Raw genomic sequence first — 22958 nt, 5'->3', positions numbered from 1 at the left:
CTCAGGGAGACGAGAGATGGTTTTCGTCATGGGACTAGGAAGCCCTCGCTTCCAGCGTTAGCTAAGCGGTGAACAGTTCACTCAACCCCCTTGCTCTCAGCCTCACCGTTCGCTAACAATTCGGAAAGACTGGCGTTTTTATAGCCATTTTCTTTCATCGCCGCAATAATTTTCGGCAACGCTTTTGCAGTTTGTTTCGCCGAATCGGAGGCATGAAGAAGCACAATATCCCCGGGCTCTAAATCGTTCGTAACGTTTGCTACAATTTGCTCTGTTCCAGGGTTCAGCCAGTCTTTCGAGTCGATGCTCCAATGTACAACAGTATAGCCGAGAGATTCCGCAATTTTGAGTACGTTTTTATTAAAGTTCCCCCCTGGTGGGCGCAACAGTTCGACATTTTTAACTCCCAATGTATCAAACACTTTTTCCGCCATCATTAAATCCTGGCGGATTTTGGCGTTCTCAAGTTCTGTGTAGTTGACAAAATTATATCCCATGCTGCCAATTTCATGCCCTTCTTCTTTGATCCGTTTCACAACAGTCGGATGGCGTTCGGCCCAGGAAGCTGATAAAAAAAAGGTTGCGTTTTTAATCCCATGCTGCTTTAAGACGTCTAAAATTTTGTCGGCATTTTCATCTCCCCAGCTAATGTCAAACGTCAACGCCACTTCGTCACGGTCATTGTCTACTTTGTACACCGCTTTTGGTCCGGAAGAAAGCGAAAAAACCGGACGGTTCACCTCATAAGCGTATAGAACGACAGCGGTAAAAAAGGCGGAACAAATAATAATGAGAGCTTTTTTCAACGTCCGCCCATTCAGCGCATAAAACAAGGCGTCCATCCCCCTTTAAACAGTTGTCCTATGTACATCTTATGCAGTCAGCCATCATCGTTATGAAACATATTTGCCATGCTCTTTGCGGCAATGGAGGCAAGGAAGAAAACTGAGGATGGAGGTGGAACGCTATCCTATCATTTCCTTGCAATATCAGATGAAAAATGTATTGCATTTTTTATTTTAAAGTGTTATATTAATAACCGTCGCTAATCGGACTGGCTGTTCGACAGCGATGAGCAGTCAAAAAGATTGTAAACAGAAAAACAGTTGACACCGAAAACACTTTGTGTTAGTATAAAGAAGCTGCTTGCGAGAGACAAGTTGTTTAGACTGTTTCTTGTGAGAGTAAAGCAAAACTTGGAGTAAAGCAAAGCTTGCGTGTGCGAGTGAACTTAACAAAACCGAGCTCCTCGGCGCAAGATGGCACGATTGATCTCGCTCCTTGAAAACTGAACGAAACGAAGCGCAAACGAAAAGCTGAGGCCGCCCGTCTATCGGCGAAACGCGCTGGAGGGCCTGCGAGGAGGCTATCGCCGCCGCAGCAGGCCCGAAGCGTCGCGAGCTGATGGCGGCCGAAGCTAGACAATACGAAAAGCTGAGGCCGCTTGACACGTTTGGTGTCGGTGCCGAAGCTTACAAAGCCAATCAACTTTCTATTGGAGAGTTTGATCCTGGCTCAGGACGAACGCTGAAAAGCGGAAGCGCCGCGATCGGCTCTCGAAGCCAAATGTTCTTCACCCGCAGGGGTGCTTGCACCCCGAGGGGGAAGGTTATTTGGCAGAAGAGAGCCAGGCGCTGGAGCTAGACAATACGAAAAGCGAAGGCCGCGAACGGCCGACCATTAACAAATCCCATCCTGGCGATCTCGAAGCCAAATGTTCTTCACCCGCAGGGATGCTTGCATCCCAAGGGAGGAGGTTGTTTGGCAGAAGAGAGCTAGGCGCCGAAGCTAGACAATAAGGAAGAAGCCGAGACGCTGTAGGTTAAGCTAGAAAGGGCGCACGGTGGATGCCTTGGCACTAGGAGCCGATGAAGGACGGGGCAAACGCCGAAACGCTCCGGGGAGCTGTAAGCAAGCGTTGATCAGATTTCCCATCGCGTTAGGCGAGTAAGATCCCTCGAAGATGACGAGGTCGATAGGTCCGAGGTGGAAGCGTGGCGACACGTGGAGCTGACGGATACTAATCGATCGAGGGCTTAACCTAGAAAAGCGGAGGCCGCCTGCTTATCGGCGAAACGCGCTGGAGGGCCTGCGAGGAGGCTCGAACCAAGCAAAGCTTGGTTCTGCGTGGGTGGTGCCACAGGAGCGTATGCAATGTGTCGCCGCCGCAGCAGGACCGAAGCGTCGCGAGCCGATGGCGGCCGGAGCTAGACAAAAAGCGGAAGCGCCGCGGCTTCTTCCCCACACGGTTATCTAGTTTTGAAGGAATGAACTTCCTGTTGACAAAAACAACAACATGAATATAATAATTAATGTCTAAACCAATAAATCATTGCCTAGTGATGATAGCGGAGAGGAAACACCCGTTCCCATCCCGAACACGGAAGTTAAGCTCTCCAGCGCCGATGGTAGTTGGGGCCAGCGCCCCTGCAAGAGTAGGTCGTCGCTAGGCAATGTTATATCATTAAGCACATTGGGGAGATTTAGGCGATATATAGTTTCTCCATCTTTCCGCAATAGCTCAGCGGTAGAGCAACCGGCTGTTAACCGGTAGGTCGTAGGTTCGAATCCTACTTGCGGAGCCATTTTTACGCTTCCATAGCTCAGTAGGTAGAGCACTTCCATGGTAAGGAAGAGGTCACCGGTTCGAGCCCGGTTGGAAGCTCCATCGATTTTTGGCCCGTTGGTCAAGTGGTTAAGACACCGCCCTTTCACGGCGGTAACACGGGTTCGAATCCCGTACGGGTCACTCCTTTTTAAATCAACCGTCCTTTAAGGACGGTTGATTTAAAAATGTATAATCGAGTGCAACAAAGGCATAATAATTATCAGATTCAGCACTTGTTTTACGACGTTGGGCTATAGCCAAGCGGTAAGGCAACGGACTTTGACTCCGTGATGCGCTGGTTCGAATCCAGCTAGCCCAGCCATTATTTTTTTGTACATAAAACGAGACAACGAGCGCTCCATCCTCGAAATCGCTGCGAGTTGCCTCGACGCACCGGGCTTCCTTGAAACAGCTAGTAGAGGAAGAGGCAGGTAGAGCTCGTCAGTACGTAGAGTGTTATGATCACCATGAGCCATTAGCTCAGTAACGAGCAATGCATCAAACAGCTAGTAGAGGAAGAGGCAGGTAGAGCTCGTCAGTACGTAGAGTGTTATGATCACCATGAGCCATTAGCTCAGTAACGAGCAATGCATCTTCGGGTTAACTGCGAGTTGCCTCGACGCACCGGGCTTCCTTGAAACAGCTAGTAGAGGAAGAGGCAGGTAGAGCTCGTCAGTACGTAGAGTGTTATGATCACCATGAGCCATTAGCTCAGTAACGAGCAATGCATCTTCGGGTTAACTGCGAGTTGCCTCGACGCACCGAGCTTCCTTGAAACAGCTAGTAGAGGAAGAGGCAGGTAGAGCTCGTCAGTACGTAGAGTGTTATGATCACCATGAGCCATTAGCTCAGTAACGAGCAATGCATCTTCGGGTTAACTGCGAGTTGCCTCGACGCACCGAGCTTCCTTGAAACAGCTAGTAGAGGAAGAGGCAGGTAGAGCTCGTCAGTACGTAGAGTGTTATGATCACCATGAGCCATTAGCTCAGTAGGTAGAGCATCTGACTTTTAATCAGAGGGTCGGAGGTTCGAGTCCTCCATGGCTCATCATGATGCGGAAGTAGTTCAGCGGTAGAACACCACCTTGCCAAGGTGGGGGTCGCGGGTTCGAGTCCCGTCTTCCGCTTTGAAGAATGGGGCCTTAGCTCAGCTGGGAGAGCGCCTGCTTTGCACGCAGGAGGTCATCGGTTCGATCCCGATAGGCTCCATCAAGAGCAGTCGACTTTACAATATGAAGTCGGCTGCTTTTTTTGTTCCTATCTCGTCCGGAATATTCCAACTTCGCAAGGGAATCGGAAGTAGGCCGGGGGAATCTAAATGGCATAAATATTCGAAAAAGTGTCGAGTTGAGTCATCCTCCCTCTTTCCCCTACAATAAGGGTATAAGGGGAAACGGGAAAGGAGAGGAAGACAGCATGAAATCAATCTCTATTATCGGTGTACCGATGGATTTAGGGCAGACGCGCCGAGGCGTCGATATGGGACCGAGTGCGATCCGCTATGCGGGTGTGATCGAACGGCTGGAACGTCTGCATTACGATATCGAAGATTTAGGGGATATTCCAATCGGAAAGGCGGAGCGATTGCACGAACAGGGCGATGCAAAGCTTCGTAATTTGAAAGCGGTTGCGGAGGCGAATGAAAAGCTCGCTGCGGCTGTTGATGAGGTGGTCAAACGGGGGCGCTTCCCGCTTGTGTTAGGCGGCGACCATAGCATCGCGATCGGTACGCTCGCTGGGGTAGCCAAACATTATGAGCGGCTCGGCGTCATTTGGTATGACGCGCACGGCGATGTCAACACCGAGGAGACGTCGCCATCTGGAAATATTCATGGCATGCCGCTGGCGGCAAGCCTTGGTTTCGGTCATCCAGCGCTGACACGGATCAGTGGATACAGCCCGAAAGTCAAACCGGAACATGTCGTGCTGATCGGGGTTCGCTCGCTCGATGACGGGGAGAAGAAGTTTATTCGTGAAAAAGGGATCAAAATTTATACGATGCATGAGGTCGACCGGCTTGGGATGACGAAAGTGATGGAGGAAACGATCGCCTATTTAAAAGAACGGACAGATGGCGTCCACCTGTCGCTCGATTTGGATGGGCTTGACCCGAGCGATGCGCCAGGGGTTGGCACGCCGGTGATTGGCGGGCTAACGTATCGGGAGAGTCATTTGGCCATGGAGATGCTCGCGGAAGCGCAAATCGTTACCTCCGCTGAATTTGTCGAGGTCAATCCGATTTTAGATGAACGGAACAAAACCGCCTCTGTCGCCGTAGCGTTGATGGGGTCATTGTTTGGAGAGAAACTCATTTGACAGGTTGCTTGGTGAGCCGTTCAACTTCACTTTTCCTCGCTGTGACTACGAGGGGTTGCCATTCGTTTGGCCTCCCCTCTTTTTTCACTTCTATGGTACAATAAACATGTTGCATGAAACTTTTCGCAATGAAGCGCCGTAATATAAGATGAGCCGTAAAGGCGGAGGTATTGTATTTTATGGAGCTATTTATTAAAAAAAAAATTAAGGCGATCCGAAAAGGCGACCAAAACGCATACGCCGATCTTGTCGATTTGTATAAAGATAAGATTTATCGCCTTTGCTACCGAATGCTCGGAAATCGCCACGAGGCGGAAGATGCGGCGCAGGAAGCGTTCATCCGCGCCTACGTTCATATTGACACGTACAATCCCGATATGAAGTTTTCGACGTGGCTATACCGCATTGCCACGAACTTAACGATCGACAAATTGCGGAAGCGGAAACCGGATGTGTATTTGGATGAGGAATTGAACGGCACGGACGGATTGACGATGCAGGCCCAGCTTCCCTCCCGCGAAGTGTCACCTGAAGAGGCGGTGGAAAGCCTGGAGCTCCAGGAGACAGTCCAGCGGGCGATTGAGCGGCTGCCGGAGAAATACCGAAGCGTGATCGTACTAAAATATATGGAAGATTTGTCGCTGCAGGAGATCAGTGAAATTTTAGGGTTGCCGGTTGGTACGGTGAAAACGAGGCTGCATCGCGGCCGTGAAGCGTTGCGCAGGCAACTGGGCCATTTATAAGAGGGTGGGAGATTATGGAATGTTCGAAAGAAATGGTATCACTCATGCATAGCTATCTTGACGGCGATCTTCAGCCGGAGGAGGAGCTGCGGTTAAAAGAGCATTTACGTTCGTGCGCCGCTTGTGCCGCCCATTTTCATGAGCTAAAAAAAACGATCGCCTTTCTGCAATATGCCTCCCATGTGACCGCGCCGCCATCATTTATGGCATCGGTGATGGAGTCGATGCCGAAAGAGAGAAAGACCGCGCGGCTGCGCCGTTGGCTGCACGGGCATCCGCTGCTGACTGCTGCTTCGTTGTTTCTCTTTCTTACGGTGGGAAGCGTGGCTTCCTCGTGGGGGGAAAAAGGAGCGTTTTCCGTTTCGGCTGATGAACACGTGATGATCCGCGACCATACAGTTATCGTGCCAAAAGGTGAAACGGTCAAAGGGGATATCGTCGTTCGCAACGGATCGATTCGGATTGAAGGAACGGTAGATGGGGATGTGACGGTGATCCACGGGGAGAAATATATGGCGTCGGCCGGGCGGGTGACAGGGGAAGTAAAAGAAATTAATCAAGTGTTCGAATGGATTTGGTATAATATTAAAGAGAGGGCCAGCCGTGCGCTCCAATCGTTTGAATGATGGCAGCCATCGTCCGATGGCTTTTTCCATGACCATCAGAAGGTTGGAATTAGAGATAAAGGAAGTGTGAAGATGTCCTTCGAAGAGCTCCCCATCGTGTCGTACTTATTGAAAGTCGTCGACATCCTTGTTGTTTGGTATGTCATTTATAAATTGATTATGATGATTCGCGGGACGAAGGCCATTCAGCTGTTAAAAGGCATTTTTTTAATTATTTTAGTCCGTTTTGTGAGCAATTATCTCGGGCTCACCACGCTGCAATGGTTGATGGATCAGGCGATCATTTGGGGCTTCCTCGCGATCATCATCATTTTTCAGCCCGAACTGCGGCGCGCCCTCGAGCAGCTCGGCCGTGGCCGCCTTTTTACCCGCAGCACTGTCAATGAAGATGAAGAGCGGCTGCGGATGGTCGAGGCGATCGTGAAAGCGACCGAGTATATGGCAAAACGGCGCATCGGGGCGCTCATTTCCATTGAGCGGGAGACCGGGATGGGTGATTATGTTGAAACCGGGATTATGCTAAACGCACACGTATCGCCGGAGCTGCTCATTAATATTTTCATTCCGAACACCCCGCTTCATGACGGGGCGGTAATTATTCAAAAAAATCAAATTGCTGCGGCCGCCTGTTATTTGCCGCTATCGGAGAGTCCGTTCATTTCAAAGGAACTCGGGACGCGCCATCGGGCGGCGCTCGGCATTAGTGAAGTAACCGACAGCATCACCGTCGTTGTGTCCGAGGAAACGGGGGCGGTGTCAGTAACGAAAAACGGCGAGCTGTACCGCGATTTAACGATTGATGAATTCCGGGAACTGTTGACAGGCGAGCTGGCTCCGGCTGCGAAGACCGCCGCTTCTTCCCGTTGGCAATGGAGGGGGAAGAAACATGGATAAATTAATGGACCATCCTTGGTTTATTCGCGTCGTCTCTTTATTGCTGGCTATTATGCTGTATATGTCGGCTAATGTGGGGGCGAAAACCGGCGAGCAGACACGCAATACATTTGGCCAGGAAGATACGGAAACATTGATCGATATTCCGGTTGTCGCTTATTATGACGAGGAAAACTTGATCGTGTCCGGCGTGCCGAAATATGTCAATGTCACGCTCCAAGGTCCGGCAAGCATTGTCAAGCCGACGGCGCTGCAACGGAATTTCGAAGTGTACGTCGATTTAACCGATTTGCCGTTAGGGACGTATACGGTGCCGATCAAATACAAGGACATCTCGGAGAAACTGAAAGTGAACATTCAACCTTCCTCGGTGAAAGTGACGATCCGCGAAAAAGTATCGAAACGCTTTCCGGTTGGCGTCGAGTTTTTTAACCGAAATAAAATGCCTGATGGTTATTCTGTCGGGGAACCGACCGTTGAACCGGGCACCGTGATGATTACCGGGGCGAAAGAGCTGATCGATGAGATTTCGTTTGTGAAAGCGATCGTCGACTTAGAAGGAGCGACAGAAACGCTGACGAAGGAAGTGCGGGTTCGAGTGTACAGCCGACGCGGTAATGAAATAGATGTTGAGCCACAGCCATCCGTTGTGGAAGTGACGGTGCCGGTAAACAGCCCAAGCAAGACCGTGCCACTTCAAGTGCAAACAACCGGGGAGCTGCCGGATGGGGTGCATCTTGTTAGCGTTAATCCGGAGCCGAACCGGGTGACGATTTACGGGTCAAAAGGCGTATTGGACCAGATTCAACAACTCGACGGGCTAAAGGTCGATCTGGATGATATTACGGATGATACGACAGTAGAGCTTGATGTTCCGCTCCCCGACGGGGTGAAAAGCGTCGAGCCGACCAAGATCAAGGTGCACATCGATGTGGAAACGGACGAGGCGCGCACATGGGAAGATGTGCCGATTGCTGTTGTCGGTTTGCCGGATTCGTACGAGGCTGATTTTTTGAAACCGCTAGGCGGAAAAATTAACGTTCGTCTCATCGGCCCGCCTGATATCGTCCGCGGTTTGACGAAAGATGATGTCCGTCTCTATGTCGATGTCAGCGGGCTCGATGCCGGTGAACACCAAGTCCCTATCCGGTGGGACAAACCCGAACAAGTCCGATGGGAGCCATCGGCGGAAACGGCGATGGTCGAGATTAGTGAAAAAGCAGTTGCACAATAAATTGTACAGTAAGGAGAGAGTGACCGAATGGGTAAATATTTTGGCACCGATGGAGTACGCGGAGTAGCGAATCGTGAGCTGACGCCGGAATTGGCGTTTAAAATCGGCCGCTGCGGCGGATACGTGCTGACGAAAAGTGCGGAGCGTCCGAAAGTGTTGATCGGACGCGACACGCGCATTTCCGGGCATATGTTGGAAGGCGCGCTCGTCGCCGGACTGCTCTCGATTGGGGCGGAAGTGATGCGCCTTGGCGTCATCTCTACGCCGGGCGTCGCCTATTTGACGAAAGCGCTCGGGGCGCAAGCCGGCATCATGATTTCTGCTTCCCACAATCCTGTGCAAGATAACGGCATTAAATTTTTCGGGCCGGATGGGTTTAAACTGTCGGACGAGCAGGAGGAAGAAATTGAAGCGCTGATCGACAGCCCAGAGGATATGCTGCCGCGGCCGATTGGCTCGTCGCTCGGCCAAGTCAACGATTACTTTGAAGGTGGACAGAAGTACTTGCAATATTTAAAACAGACGATTGATGAGGACTTTTCCGGGATGAAAATTGCCCTCGACTGCGCGCACGGGGCGACCTCATCGCTTGCCACCTACTTGTTTGCTGATTTGGACGCCGACGTCATCACGATGGGCGCTTCCCCAAACGGCCTCAACATTAACGAAGGAGTCGGTTCCACCCATCCGGAGGCGCTGGCGGCGTTTGTGAAAGAAAAAGGAGCCGATGTGGGGCTCGCGTTTGATGGCGATGGCGACCGTCTGATTGCCGTCGACGAGCGTGGCAACATCGTGGACGGTGACCAAATCATGTACATTTGCGCCAAATATTTAAAAGAAACAGGCCGCCTCAAGCATCAAACCGTCGTCTCGACCGTCATGAGCAATCTCGGGTTTTACAAAGCGCTCGAGGCGCAAGGCATCCAAAGCGTGCAAACGGCGGTCGGCGACCGCTACGTCGTCGAGGAAATGAAAAAGAACGGTTACAATCTCGGCGGCGAGCAGTCCGGACACATTATTTTCCTGGACTACAACACGACAGGAGACGGGATGCTGACGGCGCTCCAGCTCGTGAACATTATGAAAATGAAAGGCAAGCCGCTCTCCGAACTGGCGGGGGAAATGAAAAAGTATCCGCAGCTGCTTGTGAACGTCCGGGTGGCGGATAAAGAAAAAGCGATGGAAAACGAACAGGTCAAAAAGGTTATCGCAGAAGTGCAAGCAGAAATGAACGGCAACGGCCGCGTCCTTGTCCGTCCATCGGGAACCGAACCGCTTGTGCGTGTCATGGCCGAGGCCCCGACTGAAGAAGCCTGCCGTGCTTATGTCGAGCGGATTGTCAATGTGATTCGCCATGAGATGGGTGTGGAATAATCATTCGATGGGACAACCGCCCTATGCATAAACGGAACGTTCGCTTCCGTTTATGCATAGGTTATTTTATATAAACGGATGTATCGATGATAGTTGACGCCGCTGGGAATGTGCTGTAATATTAACGTTGTTGCCCTTTCCCTGAAAGGAGGCGATAGCGGAGCGGAGATCGTGAAACGACGGCTTGTCGCAACGGCTTGTAGGACAAAGACAGCGCAAATATCGTTGGTTGTTGCTTCGTTTTGACGACAAAAAAGCGCCTGGACTAAGCGCGGGAACGGAAGCGCGCTTAGTTGACGAGGAGGAGGTTTATCGAGGGTTTCGGCGGATGCCTCCCGGCTGGAGCGATGACAGCCGCAAGTCCTCTCTTAAAACAAAGGGGTGACCCTTTGCACAAAGGGGAGGATGTCATCGCGCAACTAGAAGGGGGAGTCTGCCGCAGCGACGGCGAGGCCCCGTTGTTCTTTGACAACTGAACATGGAAGGATCTCGTTAGCGGCAGCCTCCGATGGTAAAGGAGGAAATGTGGCCATGTGCGGCATTGTTGGTTATATCGGTTATCAAGATGTGAAAGAGATTTTGTTGCGCGGATTGGAAAAGCTCGAATATCGCGGCTACGATTCGGCGGGGATCGCCGTATTAAATGAGAACGGGGTTCATGTATTTAAAGAAAAAGGACGGATTGCCGATTTGCGCCGCATCGTTGACCCGAACGTCAACGCGACGATCGGTATCGGCCATACGCGCTGGGCGACGCACGGGGCGCCAAGCCGGGTGAACGCCCACCCGCACCAAAGCGCGTCCGGCCGCTTTACGCTCGTGCATAACGGCGTCATCGAAAACTACGAGATGCTGAAGCGCGACTACTTGGCTGATGTCGAGTTCCGAAGCGACACGGATACGGAAGTGATCGTCCAGCTCGTGGAACAATTCGTCCGTGACGGGCTGACAACGGAAGAGGCGTTCCGCAAAACGCTCTCGCTGTTAAAAGGGTCGTACGCCATCGCCATGATTGACGCGGAAAACGAGGAAACGTTGTATGCGGCGAAAAACAAAAGCCCGCTTCTTGCCGGTCTCGGTGACGGCTTCAACGTCGTGGCGAGCGATGCGATGGCGATGCTTCAAGTGACGAACCAATTCGTTGAACTGATGGACGGCGAAATGGTGATCGTCACGAGCGAGAACGTCACGATTCAAACGCTAAACGGTGAAACAGTCGAACGGAAGTCATTTACGGCTGAGCTCGATGCGAGCGACATTGAAAAAGGGACGTATCCGCATTACATGCTGAAAGAAATTGACGAGCAGCCGTTTGTCATCCGCCGCATCATTCAAAAATACCAAGACGAAAACGGCGGATTGACGATTGACCAAGCGATCATCAACGAAGTGCTGAACGCCGACCGCTTATACATTGTCGCGTGCGGAACGAGCTATCACGCCGGTCTTGTCGGCAAGCAATTGATCGAGTCGTGGGCGAAAATTCCAGTCGAAGTGCACATCGCCAGCGAATTTTCGTACAATATGCCGCTTCTGTCGGAAAAACCGCTCTTCATCTTTATCTCGCAAAGCGGGGAAACGGCCGACAGCCGCGCCGTGCTCGTGCAAACGAACAAACTTGGCCATAAAGCCATTACAATCACCAATGTCCCAGGCTCGACGCTGTCGCGGGAAGCGGACTATACGCTCTTGTTGCACGCCGGCCCGGAAATCGCCGTCGCCTCGACGAAAGCCTACACGGCGCAAATCGCGGTGTTGGCGATTTTAGCGGCGACTGCGGCGAAAGCGAAAGGCCTCGAATTGAATTTTGACCTGACGAAAGAGCTCGCCATCGTCGCCAATGTGATGGAAATGCTATGCGACGCGAAAGAGGAAATGGAGAACATCGCGAGCGACTACTTGACGCTGACGCGCAATTGCTTCTTTATCGGCCGTGCGGTTGACTACTACGTCTGCTTGGAAGGCGCGCTGAAACTGAAGGAGATCTCTTACATCCAAGCGGAAGGGTTCGCCGGCGGCGAGCTGAAACACGGCACGATCGCCCTTATCGAAGATGGCACGCCGGTCATCGCCCTCGCCACCCAAGAGCACGTCAACTTAAGCATTCGCGGCAACGTAAAAGAAGTCGTCGCCCGCGGCGCGAACCCATGCGTCATCTCGATGCGCGGCTTGGAAGGCGACGACGACCGCTTCGTCATCCCGGCCGTCCATCCGGACCTTACGCCGCTTGTTTCCGTCGTGCCGCTGCAGCTGATCGCGTACTATGCCGCCCTGCATCGCGGCTGCGACGTCGACAAACCACGCAACTTGGCGAAAAGCGTGACGGTGGAGTGAGCGGTTCGTTGGGAAAAGGCTGTTGGTAAGTGACAAAAAAGCCTTATACTCGCGATCGTATCGAAGCGAAACAAATTCAATTCAGTTTGATTGGCAACGAGGATGGGATTCCAATTAGGGAGAAGGAAATAGGATTGAAGGGAATCGAGAAAGGTACCTAAAGGTGCTTTTCTCGATTTTTTATTTGGAGCCAAAAGAGGAGAAATGGATCGTGAATGTTAGTTAATTGATCAAGCAAGGCTTCGAAAAGAGATAAATTAGAATCGAAACAAAAATTTTACATATAAGGGGAGTTATCAAGATGAAAAATATGGTGTAATATCCGTGGCGCTAGTTGGGCGTTAGAACTCAACTAGCCCGAGTGTGGCCAGCGAATAGGCTAACAATATGCCATCGAGCGCTACTTCAAATCCGATCACGGAATTCGCTCGAATCTCTGTGATCCGGTATTGGTCAACCAGACCCGAGAACACCGTCTCGATCACTTTGCGTTTTTGTTGGATCCACTTCTCCCATGCCCCGGACGGGCGATGTTTCTGGTTTTTTCGAGACGGAGTCCAAAGCGCCATTTGGTATTCTTCGTACAGCCTTTTTTGCCAGTCGCGGCTAATGAACCCTTTGTCCCCGAGGTGAAAGGGATGAGGGATTTGGATTATCACGCTTTCGACTGCGATTCGATCATGGCAGGAGGCTTCCGTCACCACATAGCCCATAGGCAACCCTTGATCGGTCACTTGAAGGTGCAGTTTCCATCCGTCGTACCATTGCTTTTTTGAAGCGCAATACCCGATGTCGGCGATTCCTTGAAACCGTTTGACACGATGCATTCTCGCAGCATGGCACAATGGAAGCGGCAAGCTATCGACCACGGCATAGGCATGATGTTGGCCGCGTTTTGCCAGCTCATGGCGGATCCATTTGATGGCAAAGCGCAGTGCCCGACAACGACGGTTGTATCGGGAACGTTCAAGAAACTGCCCGTTTGTGAACAAATTTCCGGTGACAAAGCGATGCCATGCCCGTTCGGAAGAAAAACCAAGCAGTTTCCCCAAAATGTGAATCGCTATGATCACGCTATCTTCTTGCTTTACCAAATGGCGGTTGCGGCGTTGAAGATGCGTCTGAATCAATGACAGTTGGGCGGAGACAAAAAAGAAAATGGCGGCATATTGCTTTTGAATCTTGGCCCGATCTGCAGTAAAATGAAAGTGCTCTTGCATGGGGATTCTCCTTTTCGAATGGTAGGTTGCACTTTCATTCTACAGGAGATCCGCCAGGCAAGGGCTATTTTTATGCTTGATCAAGTTTATCTAGCACCACGGGTATAGTATCATATTTTTCTTTTTGAAAGATGCTTATACGTACATATAAGGAGGGGTTTTTATGAAGCATATCCGAATGACGGTGGTCCTTACGTTGTTGTTATTGGTGTTAGTTGGCTGTGCCAAACCGAAAGTGGAGCAAACGGTAAAACTATATACATGCTCATTAAAAGATTAACCTTCGTATAACTGATGCCCACTCCGGTGATACTGCTCCTAAGGAAAAGCATGGGAAAGGAGCGGAATTCTGCACGAAACGTCTCAAAATCACCGACCATCACGGATGGACGCCCCGGAAACTCCGCAAGCAGGAACGGAAGATCAAAAACGCTCATCTCCGCCAACGCGTGATGGCCGTCCGCCTGGTCATGGAAGGATAGTTGGGCAAAGAGGTTGCTTCCATGGTCAATGTGTGCCGCCAAACCGTTTCCCATTATGTGTCGCTGTTTAACGAAGGCGGTCTTGAACTCCTGCTTCATCGGGATGTTGCCCCTGGGCGGGAGCCGTTTCTCACCGAAGAACAGCAGGAAGAGATCAAACACCTCGTGTTGACCACGACACCTGCGGAGCTGGGCTGGGACATCGCTTCGGCGTGGAATACGAAGATCCTTCAATCCTATGTGCACCACCGTTATGGCATCTCCATTTCCCGCGAAGCCTTGCGAAAACTCTTGCATCGAAAAGGGCTTTCTTGGACCCGGCCGACCTACACGTTGGCAAAAGGAGACCCGGACCGGCAAAAAAACTTCGAGAGACAAATGGATCTGATAAAAAAAACGTAATCGGTTCGGATTCCGTCCTGTTGTACATCGATGAAACGCATATCCGGTCGTATCATGTGCTGCGTACGACATGGTCGGAGGTTGGCCATCAAAAGCAAGTGCCGACGTTCGGCCATCATGCCCACGTATCGCTGTTTGGCGCGGTTCACGTCCATGATGGCGAAACGGTTCTTCATCCAGCAGGGGCGGCCAATGCGACAACGTTTTTGGATTTCCTGCGAGTTCTCAAAGAGCGTTACCCGGACCGACTCATCGTCTTGGTGCTGGATAACGCCCGAATTCATCATGCCAAAATGGTGAGAGAGTGTTTGCGGGAAGAAGGACAGTGTTTTCACTTCCTTTCCCTTCCTCCGTATTCTCCGCAACTGAATCCGATCGAACGCTTGTGGAAATGGCTGAAAGACACCGTCATCGCCAATGTGTTTCACAAAGATCGAAACGATATCGCCCAAGCCATTGCCCGGTTTGTGGACTACATTCATGAACGCCCCGAGGAAGTGCTGCAACGCCTGGGGTGTGCAGCGTAATCGAGAAGTTAACTTTTCATGGTGCATCTATATAGTTTCCTCCACACAGGAGACTGAATATTCAGTCTCCTGTGTGGAAAGGGAGAATCCCCTTATCTCATCTATTTACATTATTTGGTTAATTGTAACGTTCTTCAAACATTCGTTGAAGGCTTTCATGGGCTTCAGAAAATCCCCGCAACTTTCGCCCTGCCCATTTCTCATTAAAATCTTGGATGGTCAAATTGAAAGATGAAATGCATGAGATGGCCAAGTGGATGTTTACGAAGTATTGTGGTTTCTGAGATAATGATTGAAAAGCGTAGTGGTTGAACTTATAATTAAAAGTAATCATGGACATGCTATTACCGTATATTATTTCAGGGTGGTGATAGCATGTGCGACTGGAAGGAGGAAGAAGAAATGGCTATGTTGCAGAAAGAATTGGATGATAAGAAAAAGAACGTTGATACACATAAAATTAATGCCATTTTAAAAAGAGGAATTAAGCGCTACGATAAAGTGCTAGAAAAACTATCTAAAAACTAATGGTAGAAAAACTTCATCCTGAAGAGTTGCGCTACATCCACGATGAGATGGTGCGTCACTACGGCGGAATACCTGGAGAGAAAGACCCTGGTATGATTGAATATGTATGTCAGAAGCCGTTTGTGAACTTGTTTGGAAAAGAAATGTACCCTTCCTTATTTGAAAAGGCTGCTGTTTACATGATTGCCATAGCAACCGGACATTACTTTTTAGATGGCAATAAACGGACGGCGGTGATGGCAGCATATTCTTTCTTGATGAAAAATGGGTATGAGTTAATTGTTTCGGATGATGAACTATTTGAAATGTGTATCAAGGTTGCTAAAAAGGAAGTACGTGAGAAAGAATTGGCAAATTGGTTATCAAATCATTCATGTGTATCGAGTGGAGATTATCTAGATGATGAAGAGTAGCCGGTTGCTTACAAAATACGAAACTGGTTACTCTTTTTTGATTGCAAAAAATTAAATTTACCTCACATTTCACACCCTTCCAACAAAATTGGGGGGATTTTTGTGTCTAGTGTCAAATGAATATTTGCTCGTGGCAGCCGTTTTTCACCGGCCTTCTAAAGCCCTGAGGTAATATGTCAAGGTGAAAAATCATCGAAATGGGAAATTCGATTGTTGGATGATCGGGAAAAGGTAATACTTAGTCGATCACTCGTTCTGAACAACAATACGTCTTGCTGCACCCTTTGAAGAGGGGATGTGCTGCTTCCTTCTAAGGAGCTCATCGAAGCGTGCTTTCGCATTCATAATGATCAAAAAGGTGGATTCGGGGTATGAAGCGGCGAAATCCATATTCTGTTTTCGATCACATCTTTGGATAACGGTTTATTCTTTTGCGAGGACGGCGATGAAGAATAGCTGTTTTTTGCCGTCTCCATTTTTGCACCGAAGCATTCCTCCGCACAGGGGGGATGCTTTTTTATCGTGTTTAACAATAAGAATATCATTAAAATCAATAATTATTTATTGAAAAACGATAAATCAACGATTACAATAAAAGCAAAAACGAATCAGTGAGGTGCTTGTGGTGAAACGAGAAACGCTTTTTTTGAAGGTGGCCTTGGTGTTGATCGGCCTTCCGGTTCTGGCGTTGTGCTTGTTTTTGGTGCCGGCGCTTGCGAAGGTGGCGGTCAAGCTGGTGCCGGCGTTCCCTTGGATCAAGTATTTCGTTTATCTTGTGTTTGAGGCGTCCGCGCTGCCGTTTTATTTTGCGCTCTATCAGGCGTTTCGGCTGTTGACGTATATTGATCAAAACAGCGCGTTCTCTGAGCGGTCGGTCGAGGCGTTAAAGAAGATCAAATCTTGCGCTGTCGTCATCTGTGGGCTCCATCTGCTCGCTTTGCCGCTGTTTTATCTTTTTGCCGAAAAGGACGATGCTCCGGGGGTCATTTTCGTCGGGCTGCTGGTGCCGTTTGCGTCGCTCGTGATCGCTGTCTTTGCCGCGGTACTGCAAAAGCTGCTGCAACAAGCCGTTGACATCAAACAAGAAAACGAGTTGACGATTTGAGGTGAATGACATGCCGATCATCGTGAATCTTGATGTCATGTTGGCGAAGCGGAAGATGAGCGTCACGGAGCTGTCGGAGAAAGTGGGGATTACGATGGCGAATTTGTCAATCTTGAAAAACGGAAAAGCGAAGGCGATCCGCTTTTCGACGTTAGAAGCCATTTGCAAGGCACTCGACTGCCAGCCCGGGGACATTTTGGAGTACCGAAGCGATGAAGGGGAATCGCATTCGTAAGCGGGGGAGGGGACGGCTTGAAAGGGGAGAAATACGCGGCAGCGGCGGGGGAATGCCCGCCTTGCTGGCTGGTTGCGGTTCGGAGGTGTCTCTGTTCTGGAAAAGCGCGGCTCAGCAAAGCGTTTGTGCAGCTTGTTCGCTTCGGTTGGGCGCAGGCGTTGTCCTGCGTGTTTCCGGTCGTTATTTTTGCTTCATTGGCGCTGACGAAGCTCGTGCCGCTTCCTTTGTTGCCGCGGTATGACTGGCTGCTTGTCATTTGCCTTCTCATGCAATGGTGGATGGTGCGATCCGGGCTGGAAACGCGCGATGAGCTCAAAGTCATTACTGTCTTTCACTTGATTGGGCTTGCATTAGAGCTGTTTAAGGTGCATATGGGATCGTGGTCGTATCCGGAGGAAGGATATACGAAACTGTTTGGCGTGCCGCTGTACAGCGGCTTCATGTACGCGAGCGTCGCAAGCTATCTTTGTCAGGCGTGGAGACGGCTGAAGGTGGAGCTCGTGCGCTGGCCGCCGTTTGGGTTGGTCGTTCCGTTGGCGGCGGCGATTTACGTGAACTTTTTTACCCACCATTATTGGATCGATGTTCGCTGGTGGTTAGCAGGCCTTGTGATCCTCGTTTTTTGGCGCTCGTGGGTCGCGTATGAGGTCGGGGGAATTCGGTATCGGATGCCGCTTGTTCTGTCCTTTTTGCTGATCGGTTTTTTCATTTGGATCGCGGAAAACATCGCCACCTTTTTCGGGGCTTGGCAATATCCAAACCAAGCGAAGGCGTGGAGCCTCGTTCATGTCGGGAAAGTCAGCTCGTGGGTGTTGTTGGTCATTGTCAGTTTTCTCATCGTGGCGACATTAAAGCAAGTGAAAGGAAAATCTGCCGCTGACACCATCGCCAATGATGAACAACAGGCGCTGCGGACGGGACAATGAAAATGCGTTTCTAAACGCGTCAAGCCGAGCAGGGCTAAAGGGAACCATGCTCGGCTTTTTGATTGAGCAGGGATTTCCCTGGATTGTCCAACGGTTTGTCAGATGGCGGCGGCCGCACCGTAAAGCCGCTTCGTGTTCGCGGTGATGGCCGTTTTGACTTGGTCCATCTCCTGGCCATAGTGCGCCGCCACGGCGCGGGCGGAGTCAAACAGCAATAACGGCGTCGTCGGTTTTCCGTGAAACGGACCGGCAAACGGCCATGGGCCGTCCGTTTCGAGGAGCAGCTGTTCAAGCGGGATGAGGGACAATAGCTCTTTGTCGCGCTCGCGGTAGCATACCTCGGGAGTGACGGAAATGTAGTAGCCGCACTGGACGATGCGTTGTACGGTCTCTGGATTTGCCTTCAGCCAATGGAAATGGGCGTGCCGGACGCCAGCCTGCTGCACGATGGCCAAGGCGGTTTTGGCCCGGTCGTAGACGGCGTGAAGCACGAGCGGCAAAGAGGCATCGACGGCGATGGCAGCGATTTGTGCCAACAAGTCATGATAGGCAGGCAGTTTGGCGCACGCTTCAGCAGAATAGTACGGCAGCCCGACTTCGCCAATGGCCGACAAAAGCGGCCGTGCTTGCTTGATGAGTGACGTCCATTCATTCCAATCGGCCGCGTTGGGCAGCGGCTGTTCCGGATGAAAGCCGATGGCGGCGTAGACGAAAGACGGAAACCGTTGCTTGAGCTCCAGCGTTCGGTGACTTGAGCGCAAGTTGGTTGAGACGGCGACGACGCCGGTAATGCCTGCCTCTTGCCAACGTTCGATTTGTTCGCAGATGTTCATATATTGATCGAGATGAATATGGGCGTCGATCATGGTTGTAAATCCCTCCGCTGTTTAGGGGGCAAGCCACGTTTTTGACCATTTTTCAATTTCACGCATGACAGGTTCCAGCGCTCGCCCTTTCTCTGTTAACGAATACTCAATACGAACAGGCGTCTCCGGAAACACTTCCCGTTTGACAATCCCTTCATTTTCTAAATCTTTTAGCCTCTCTGATAAGACCCGGCCGCTTACGCCGATGGCTGATTCAATATGGCAAAAACGTTGCGGGCCGGCAAGCAGCTGGTAAATGATTAAGCCCGTCCACCGTTGGCTTAACAATCCCATGGCTTTTTCAAATCGAGGACAAAGTGTCTTATCCAATTCACTCATCTCCTTTACCTTCATTATAAACTGCTTTGTCTGCTGGTAAATCATCATAACGCTCGTCAATCTTGCGTCGAGTTGAACGTAGGGCGAAGGAACTGCGCCGATCGCAGCTTTCTGTTTTATGTATATTATAAATGAGTTTTTACAGATAAATGAATTACATTTACAAACAAATTTACTTGACTAACGTATGTATCGAATATATACTTACTTACATAAAGTAAGTTAATATTTATTTGTTATTTAAAAAGACGGCAAGGGGGTGATTTCGTGAATTTTCATCGCAAGCCTGCCACATTCGTTAGTCAAGTGAACATGAAGGTGGAAAATATCGAGCGTTCCATCGTGTTTTACGAACAGGTCATCGGGTTTCAAGTGTTAGGGCGGACTGATCGAACCGCTTCGTTGACCGCAGATGGCCAGACCGTTTTGTTGTTTATTGAACAGCCGGAAAACGTGATTCCGAAACGCGGCCGGACAACAGGGCTTTACCATTTTGCGATTTTGCTTCCGACGCGAGCCGATTTAGGGAGAGTGTTGAACCATTTGCTTCGTATCGGTTATCCGCTGCAAGGGGGCGCTGATCATTGGGTAAGTGAAGCCATTTATTTGGCGGATCCGGATGGAAACGGAATTGAACTATATGTTGATCGCCCGTTTTCAACATGGAGATGGGAAAAAGGAGAGGTAGCCATGTCGACGGAACCGTTGGATGTGGATCGCTTGATCGCTGCCGGGAAAGGAGAGGTTTGGCATGGCCTTCCGAAGGAGACATTGATCGGGCACATTCACTTGCACGTTTCTGAATTAAAACGAGCCGAACAATTTTACACAGAAGGATTGGGATTTGACGTCGTTAATCGATACGGGCGTCAGGCGCTGTTTCTTTCGACAGGAAAATACCACCACCATATTGGCTTGAATACATGGAATGGGGTCGGTGCCCCGATGTCGCCAGCCAATAGCGTAGGCCTTGACTCATTTACACTGATGCTGCCGGATGAAGAAACGAAAGAAAAGGTTGCTGTGCAGTTAATGAAGATCGGCGCCTCGGTTGTGGAAGAAAACGGCTCATTGGTGACAGCGGATCCTTCGGGAAATCGGATCGTGTTGCGAGTTTCACCATAGAGGTTTGGCGCATAGACGTATGGGCAACATTCATTATCAGGAAGGAAAAGGCGGTGCAAACCATGGGCTTTTTTGAAAAGTTGTTAAAAAAAGCGACCAAGGAGGAAGAAACGATGGCAAACGACACATTGCGTATCGGGATTATTTTAGGGAGTACTCGGCAAGGGCGTGTAAGCCCACAAGTCGGAAAATGGGTGAAAGAGCTTGCTGATCAACGCGGAGATGCGCATTATGAGATCGTTGATATTGCTGATTTTAACTTGCCGTTTTTCGGAACGACAGATGGAACGGAGCCGGGCATCGCTGCTTGGAATGAGAAACTGGCTAGCCTTGACGGATTCGTATTTATCGTCCAAGAATACAATCATAGCATCACCGGGGCGTTAAAAAATGCGCTTGATTGGGCTCGTGAAGCTTGGAACAACAAGGCAGCAGGAATTGTCAGTTACGGTTCGACCGGCGGGGCTCGCGCCGCTGAACATTTGCGTGGAATTTGCGGCGAGCTAAAAATCGCTGATGTCCGTACACATCCGACATTGTCGTTATTTACCGATTTCGAGAATGGAACCGTGTTTAAGCCACAGGCATTTCATGTGGAACAAGTCAACGCGATGCTTGATGAGCTTTTATTATGGAGTCGGGCGTTAAAAGCGGTGCGATAAAAGGAAGGAGAACGAATGATGGTGCAAAAATATGAATGGGCGTTGTTGATTTTGCGGATGGTTTTAGGATTAACGTTCTTGATTCACGGCATCGCCAAATTCCAAATGGGGCTTGGCAACGTAGCCGGTTGGTTTGAAAGCATCGGTGTTGTCGGAGTCCTCGGTTATATTGTCGCCTTCATTGAATTGACTGGGGGCGCGGCCTTAATCTTAGGATTGGGAACAAGAATGATTTCGGCGCTGCTTGCTTTCGTAATGCTTGGGGCGATCTTTACCGTCAAGCTGCCAGCTGGTTTCATGGGCAATGGACAAACCGCAGGGTATGAATTGGATGTCGCCTTATTGTCCATAGCAATTGCCCTTTGTCTAAGCGGCAGCCGGCTATTCGCCTTGGACAATAAATGGTTTGGATCGCCAAAGAACGAATCAGACGAGATGCTTCTGTCTTTTCAACGTGAAGCACACGTTGCGGGAAAGATCAAAATCATTCCGCACGTGTGCTTTTTTTGCCCGACGGCTGTTTTTTCGCCGTCTTGCTGTTTAGCTCCATTCCTTATCAATCCGATATTTGCGGATGCGGTATTGCAAGTTTTGCCGGCTTAAGCCGAGCGCTTTGGCCGTTTTCGTAATGTTGAAGCCGTGATGTTGCAGCGCCTTGCGGATGTAGTAAATTTCCACTTCCTCCATATACTTTTCGAGCGGCAGAATGTCTTCAGTATCAAACAAAAAGTCCGTTCTCGGCGCGTCGGGCGTGAGTTTTGTGCGGAAAGAAGCTGGGAGATGGTCGAATGTGATCGTTTCCCCGCCATCCATCATTTCCAACGTTTCATTGATCACCGTTTCCAGTTCGCGCACATTGCCGGGCCAGTCGTAGGCAAGAAACGCCTCCTCCACGTCGTCATCGAGCTGTTGCACGTTCAAGCCGTAGCGCTCATTGCCTTGGCCGATGAAATGGGCAGCCAGCGGCAAAATGTCTTCCTTCCGTTCGCGCAGCGGCGGCAGGACGATGCAATGAACAGCCAGTTGGTAATAGAGCGGTTTAAACAGCTGTCCCGCCTGCACAGCGTCGATCGGATCACCGCTTGTTGAGGCGATTAGGCGGACGTCGGCCTGAACCGGATCCCGGCCGTGAACACGGAAAAATTGCTTGTCTTGCAGAAAGCGATATAGCTTTTTTTGCAGCGGGAGGCTTAATGCGTCGATGTCATTGAGCAGCACCGTGCCGCCATCGGCTTGTTCGAACAGCCCAGGCTGAATATCACCTTGTTCTTCGTTGCCAAACAGCGTCACTTCCATCCATTCATCAGGGAGCGCCAAACACGTTTGCGCTAAAAACGGTTTGGCCCGCCGTCCGCTGTCGTGGTGGATGCCTGTAGCAAACAGCTCTTTGCCGGTTCCTTTTTCTCCGATGAGAAATACAGGCGCATCGGAGCGGGCAGCATGTTTGGCGAGCCGGATCGCCGTCTGCATTGATGCGCTATGGCCGACAATATGCGTGAACGTGTGGGCGGTTTCCCCGCGGTGCCGCTGTTCTTGAAGGAGCTTGCGGAATTTGGTGACGTCTTTGGCGATTTCCACCGCCCCGATGATGTTTCCGTCTTTTCGCAGCGGATGCGTCTGGTTGATCGTTGTCACGGCCTGTCCTTTATTGTTAAAATACGTCTGCTGTTGATTGACGGTGCTTTCTCCGGTTTGCAGCGTCTGAAGCAGCGTGCTCGGCTGTTTCGGGTCAAAGCGGAAGACGTCTAAAATATTTTTATCGAGCACATCCTCGATGTCCATGCCCTCGATGTCGCGCATTTTCCGGTTGTAAATGATCGTTTTGCCTTGTTTGTCGACGGCGTGAATGCCGAGGTCGATCATCTCGATAATTTGTTCATAGATCGATAATAGCGCTTCCACGTCGCGATTCACATAGGGCACCCCTCTTTTTTAGGAATTATTATACCACACGCTTCGCTCCTGTACAGAAAATAAAGCAAATTTTTTTTGCACCCTTC

21 protein-coding genes, 7 tRNA genes, 1 rRNA gene, 2 pseudogenes and 1 other annotated feature are annotated in these 22958 nt (G+C 50.4%); of the genes and pseudogenes, 26 read left to right on the top strand and 5 right to left on the bottom strand.

Translation table 11 applies throughout. The features are described from left to right. Positions 1-77: 77 nt before the first annotated feature. Positions 78-833 carry a polysaccharide deacetylase family sporulation protein PdaB gene (pdaB, locus tag B9L21_RS15020; protein ID WP_082816612.1) on the bottom strand — a complete coding sequence of 252 codons (756 nt, stop codon included), beginning with the start codon at positions 831-833 and terminating at the stop codon, positions 78-80. A 780-nt stretch (positions 834-1613) separates the two neighbouring features. Between pdaB and B9L21_RS15015 the strand changes: the two genes are divergently transcribed. The 16 genes from B9L21_RS15015 (at position 1614) to glmS (ending at position 12128) form a co-directional block, all read left to right on the top strand. Further along, the gene (locus tag B9L21_RS15015; RefSeq protein ID WP_089135016.1) at positions 1614-1799 is read left to right on the top strand and encodes a hypothetical protein; all 186 of its coding nucleotides are present in this window, start codon (positions 1614-1616) and stop codon (positions 1797-1799) included. Between the two features lie 133 nt (positions 1800-1932). Further along, positions 1933-2032 (top strand) — a sequence feature (23S ribosomal RNA rRNA prediction is too short). A gap of 303 nt (positions 2033-2335) precedes the next feature. After that, positions 2336-2452, top strand: a 5S ribosomal RNA gene (rrf, locus tag B9L21_RS15010). Positions 2453-2510: 58 nt separating this feature from the next. After that, positions 2511-2585, top strand: a tRNA-Asn gene (locus tag B9L21_RS15005). Between the two features lie 7 nt (positions 2586-2592). Continuing rightward, a tRNA-Thr gene (locus tag B9L21_RS15000) sits at positions 2593-2668 on the top strand. A gap of 9 nt (positions 2669-2677) precedes the next feature. Then, positions 2678-2749 (top strand) — tRNA-Glu (locus B9L21_RS14995). Positions 2750-2855: 106 nt separating this feature from the next. Further along, positions 2856-2930, top strand: a tRNA-Gln gene (locus B9L21_RS14990). 652 nt (positions 2931-3582) lie between these two features. After that, positions 3583-3655: transfer RNA gene (locus B9L21_RS14985), tRNA-Lys, on the top strand. 7 nt (positions 3656-3662) lie between these two features. Further along, positions 3663-3734 (top strand) — tRNA-Gly (locus B9L21_RS14980). Positions 3735-3743: 9 nt separating this feature from the next. Beyond that, positions 3744-3816 (top strand) — tRNA-Ala (locus B9L21_RS14975). A 207-nt stretch (positions 3817-4023) separates the two neighbouring features. Continuing rightward, positions 4024-4923: an arginase gene (rocF, locus tag B9L21_RS14970; RefSeq protein ID WP_063166967.1), complete on the top strand. Its 900-nt coding sequence runs from the start codon at positions 4024-4026 to the stop codon at positions 4921-4923. 179 nt (positions 4924-5102) lie between these two features. Further along, positions 5103-5666, top strand: coding sequence for an RNA polymerase sigma factor SigW (gene sigW / locus B9L21_RS14965; RefSeq protein WP_063166966.1), 564 nt, complete (start codon positions 5103-5105; stop codon positions 5664-5666). A 14-nt stretch (positions 5667-5680) separates the two neighbouring features. Beyond that, positions 5681-6292, top strand: a complete 612-nt coding sequence (gene rsiW, locus B9L21_RS14960) for an anti-sigma-W factor RsiW (protein WP_063166965.1) — start codon at positions 5681-5683, stop codon at positions 6290-6292. Positions 6293-6364: 72 nt separating this feature from the next. Beyond that, the gene (gene cdaA, locus B9L21_RS14955) at positions 6365-7186 is read left to right on the top strand and encodes a diadenylate cyclase CdaA (RefSeq protein WP_063166964.1); all 822 of its coding nucleotides are present in this window, start codon (positions 6365-6367) and stop codon (positions 7184-7186) included. Next, entirely contained in the window at positions 7179-8420 is a 1242-nt protein-coding gene (locus B9L21_RS14950; protein ID WP_063166963.1) for a YbbR-like domain-containing protein, read from the top strand. The genes cdaA and B9L21_RS14950 overlap by 8 nt, the downstream gene beginning before the upstream one ends. Positions 8421-8447: 27 nt before the next feature. Beyond that, entirely contained in the window at positions 8448-9794 is a 1347-nt protein-coding gene (gene glmM, locus B9L21_RS14945; RefSeq protein WP_063166962.1) for a phosphoglucosamine mutase, read from the top strand. A gap of 531 nt (positions 9795-10325) precedes the next feature. Next, entirely contained in the window at positions 10326-12128 is a 1803-nt protein-coding gene (glmS, locus tag B9L21_RS14940) for a glutamine--fructose-6-phosphate transaminase (isomerizing) (RefSeq protein WP_063166961.1), read from the top strand. 341 nt (positions 12129-12469) lie between these two features. Here the strand turns inward: glmS and B9L21_RS14935 are convergent, their stop codons facing one another. After that, positions 12470-13348 (bottom strand): IS982 family transposase, encoded by an 879-nt coding sequence (locus B9L21_RS14935; protein WP_063166960.1) that lies wholly within the window; start codon positions 13346-13348, stop codon positions 12470-12472. A 368-nt stretch (positions 13349-13716) separates the two neighbouring features. On the opposite strand from B9L21_RS14935, the pseudogene B9L21_RS14930 reads away from it, so the two are divergent. From B9L21_RS14930 to B9L21_RS14900, 7 genes and pseudogenes are all read left to right on the top strand, one after another. Continuing rightward, a pseudogene (locus B9L21_RS14930) lies at positions 13717-14232 on the top strand (helix-turn-helix domain-containing protein). Further along, the gene (locus tag B9L21_RS17445; RefSeq protein ID WP_143424859.1) at positions 14142-14759 is read left to right on the top strand and encodes an IS630 family transposase; all 618 of its coding nucleotides are present in this window, start codon (positions 14142-14144) and stop codon (positions 14757-14759) included. Before B9L21_RS14930 ends, B9L21_RS17445 begins: the two are co-directional and overlap by 91 nt. Positions 14760-15161: 402 nt before the next feature. After that, positions 15162-15287: a hypothetical protein gene (locus B9L21_RS18160; RefSeq protein WP_257722312.1), complete on the top strand. Its 126-nt coding sequence runs from the start codon at positions 15162-15164 to the stop codon at positions 15285-15287. Continuing rightward, positions 15287-15700, top strand: a complete 414-nt coding sequence (locus B9L21_RS14915; RefSeq protein WP_063166959.1) for a type II toxin-antitoxin system death-on-curing family toxin — start codon at positions 15287-15289, stop codon at positions 15698-15700. Before B9L21_RS18160 ends, B9L21_RS14915 begins: the two co-directional genes overlap by 1 nt. A 625-nt stretch (positions 15701-16325) precedes the next feature. After that, positions 16326-16805, top strand: coding sequence for a DUF2975 domain-containing protein (locus B9L21_RS14910; RefSeq protein WP_082816583.1), 480 nt, complete (start codon positions 16326-16328; stop codon positions 16803-16805). 10 nt (positions 16806-16815) lie between these two features. Continuing rightward, a complete protein-coding gene (locus B9L21_RS14905; protein ID WP_031406132.1) occupies positions 16816-17040 on the top strand; it encodes a helix-turn-helix domain-containing protein in 225 nt (74 codons plus the stop codon). A gap of 17 nt (positions 17041-17057) precedes the next feature. Beyond that, complete coding sequence (locus tag B9L21_RS14900) at positions 17058-17966, top strand: DUF817 domain-containing protein (RefSeq protein WP_082816582.1); 909 nt, start codon at positions 17058-17060, stop codon at positions 17964-17966. 98 nt (positions 17967-18064) lie between these two features. Here the strand turns inward: B9L21_RS14900 and B9L21_RS14895 are convergent, their stop codons facing one another. After that, on the bottom strand, positions 18065-18832 hold the full coding sequence (locus B9L21_RS14895; RefSeq protein ID WP_063166957.1) for a TatD family hydrolase: 768 nt from the start codon (positions 18830-18832) through the stop codon (positions 18065-18067). A gap of 21 nt (positions 18833-18853) precedes the next feature. After that, a complete protein-coding gene (locus B9L21_RS14890; RefSeq protein ID WP_063166956.1) occupies positions 18854-19162 on the bottom strand; it encodes a winged helix-turn-helix transcriptional regulator in 309 nt (102 codons plus the stop codon). 276 nt (positions 19163-19438) lie between these two features. Between B9L21_RS14890 and B9L21_RS14885 the strand changes: the two genes are divergently transcribed. The 3 genes and pseudogenes from B9L21_RS14885 to B9L21_RS14875 form a co-directional block, all read left to right on the top strand. Continuing rightward, positions 19439-20296 carry a VOC family protein gene (locus tag B9L21_RS14885; RefSeq protein WP_063166955.1) on the top strand — a complete coding sequence of 286 codons (858 nt, stop codon included), beginning with the start codon at positions 19439-19441 and terminating at the stop codon, positions 20294-20296. 62 nt (positions 20297-20358) lie between these two features. Further along, positions 20359-20958: an NADPH-dependent FMN reductase gene (locus B9L21_RS14880; protein WP_063166954.1), complete on the top strand. Its 600-nt coding sequence runs from the start codon at positions 20359-20361 to the stop codon at positions 20956-20958. 18 nt (positions 20959-20976) lie between these two features. Further along, positions 20977-21381, top strand: a pseudogene (locus tag B9L21_RS14875) (DoxX family protein); the annotation flags it as partial. A 117-nt stretch (positions 21382-21498) separates the two neighbouring features. Here B9L21_RS14875 and B9L21_RS14870 read toward each other — a convergent pair. Then, complete coding sequence (locus tag B9L21_RS14870; RefSeq protein WP_063166953.1) at positions 21499-22872, bottom strand: sigma-54 interaction domain-containing protein; 1374 nt, start codon at positions 22870-22872, stop codon at positions 21499-21501. Positions 22873-22958: the final 86 nt, after the last annotated feature.

This window comes from Geobacillus uzenensis, assembly GCF_002217665.1.
Taxonomy (GTDB): Bacteria; Bacillota; Bacilli; order Bacillales; family Anoxybacillaceae; genus Geobacillus; species Geobacillus subterraneus.
Note: the sequence above shows the minus strand (reverse complement) of the source record. Positions and strands in the feature narration are given on the sequence as shown.

Excerpts from the sequence above, each read along its gene's own strand:
- glmS (WP_063166961.1), top strand. The coding sequence starts at position 10,326 with ATGTGCGGCATTGTTGGTTATATCGGTTATCAAGATGTGAAAGAGATT.
- B9L21_RS14895 (WP_063166957.1), bottom strand. The coding sequence starts at position 18,832 with ATGATCGACGCCCATATTCATCTCGATCAATATATGAACATCTGCGAA.
- cdaA (WP_063166964.1), top strand. The coding sequence starts at position 6,365 with ATGTCCTTCGAAGAGCTCCCCATCGTGTCGTACTTATTGAAAGTCGTC.
- rsiW (WP_063166965.1), top strand. The coding sequence starts at position 5,681 with ATGGAATGTTCGAAAGAAATGGTATCACTCATGCATAGCTATCTTGAC.
- B9L21_RS14880 (WP_063166954.1), top strand. The coding sequence starts at position 20,359 with ATGGGCTTTTTTGAAAAGTTGTTAAAAAAAGCGACCAAGGAGGAAGAA.
- B9L21_RS14905 (WP_031406132.1), top strand. The coding sequence starts at position 16,816 with ATGCCGATCATCGTGAATCTTGATGTCATGTTGGCGAAGCGGAAGATG.
- sigW (WP_063166966.1), top strand. The coding sequence starts at position 5,103 with ATGGAGCTATTTATTAAAAAAAAAATTAAGGCGATCCGAAAAGGCGAC.
- rocF (WP_063166967.1), top strand. The coding sequence starts at position 4,024 with ATGAAATCAATCTCTATTATCGGTGTACCGATGGATTTAGGGCAGACG.
- B9L21_RS14950 (WP_063166963.1), top strand. The coding sequence starts at position 7,179 with ATGGATAAATTAATGGACCATCCTTGGTTTATTCGCGTCGTCTCTTTA.
- B9L21_RS14915 (WP_063166959.1), top strand. The coding sequence starts at position 15,287 with ATGGTAGAAAAACTTCATCCTGAAGAGTTGCGCTACATCCACGATGAG.
- glmM (WP_063166962.1), top strand. The coding sequence starts at position 8,448 with ATGGGTAAATATTTTGGCACCGATGGAGTACGCGGAGTAGCGAATCGT.
- B9L21_RS18160 (WP_257722312.1), top strand. The coding sequence starts at position 15,162 with ATGGCTATGTTGCAGAAAGAATTGGATGATAAGAAAAAGAACGTTGAT.
- B9L21_RS14935 (WP_063166960.1), bottom strand. The coding sequence starts at position 13,348 with ATGCAAGAGCACTTTCATTTTACTGCAGATCGGGCCAAGATTCAAAAG.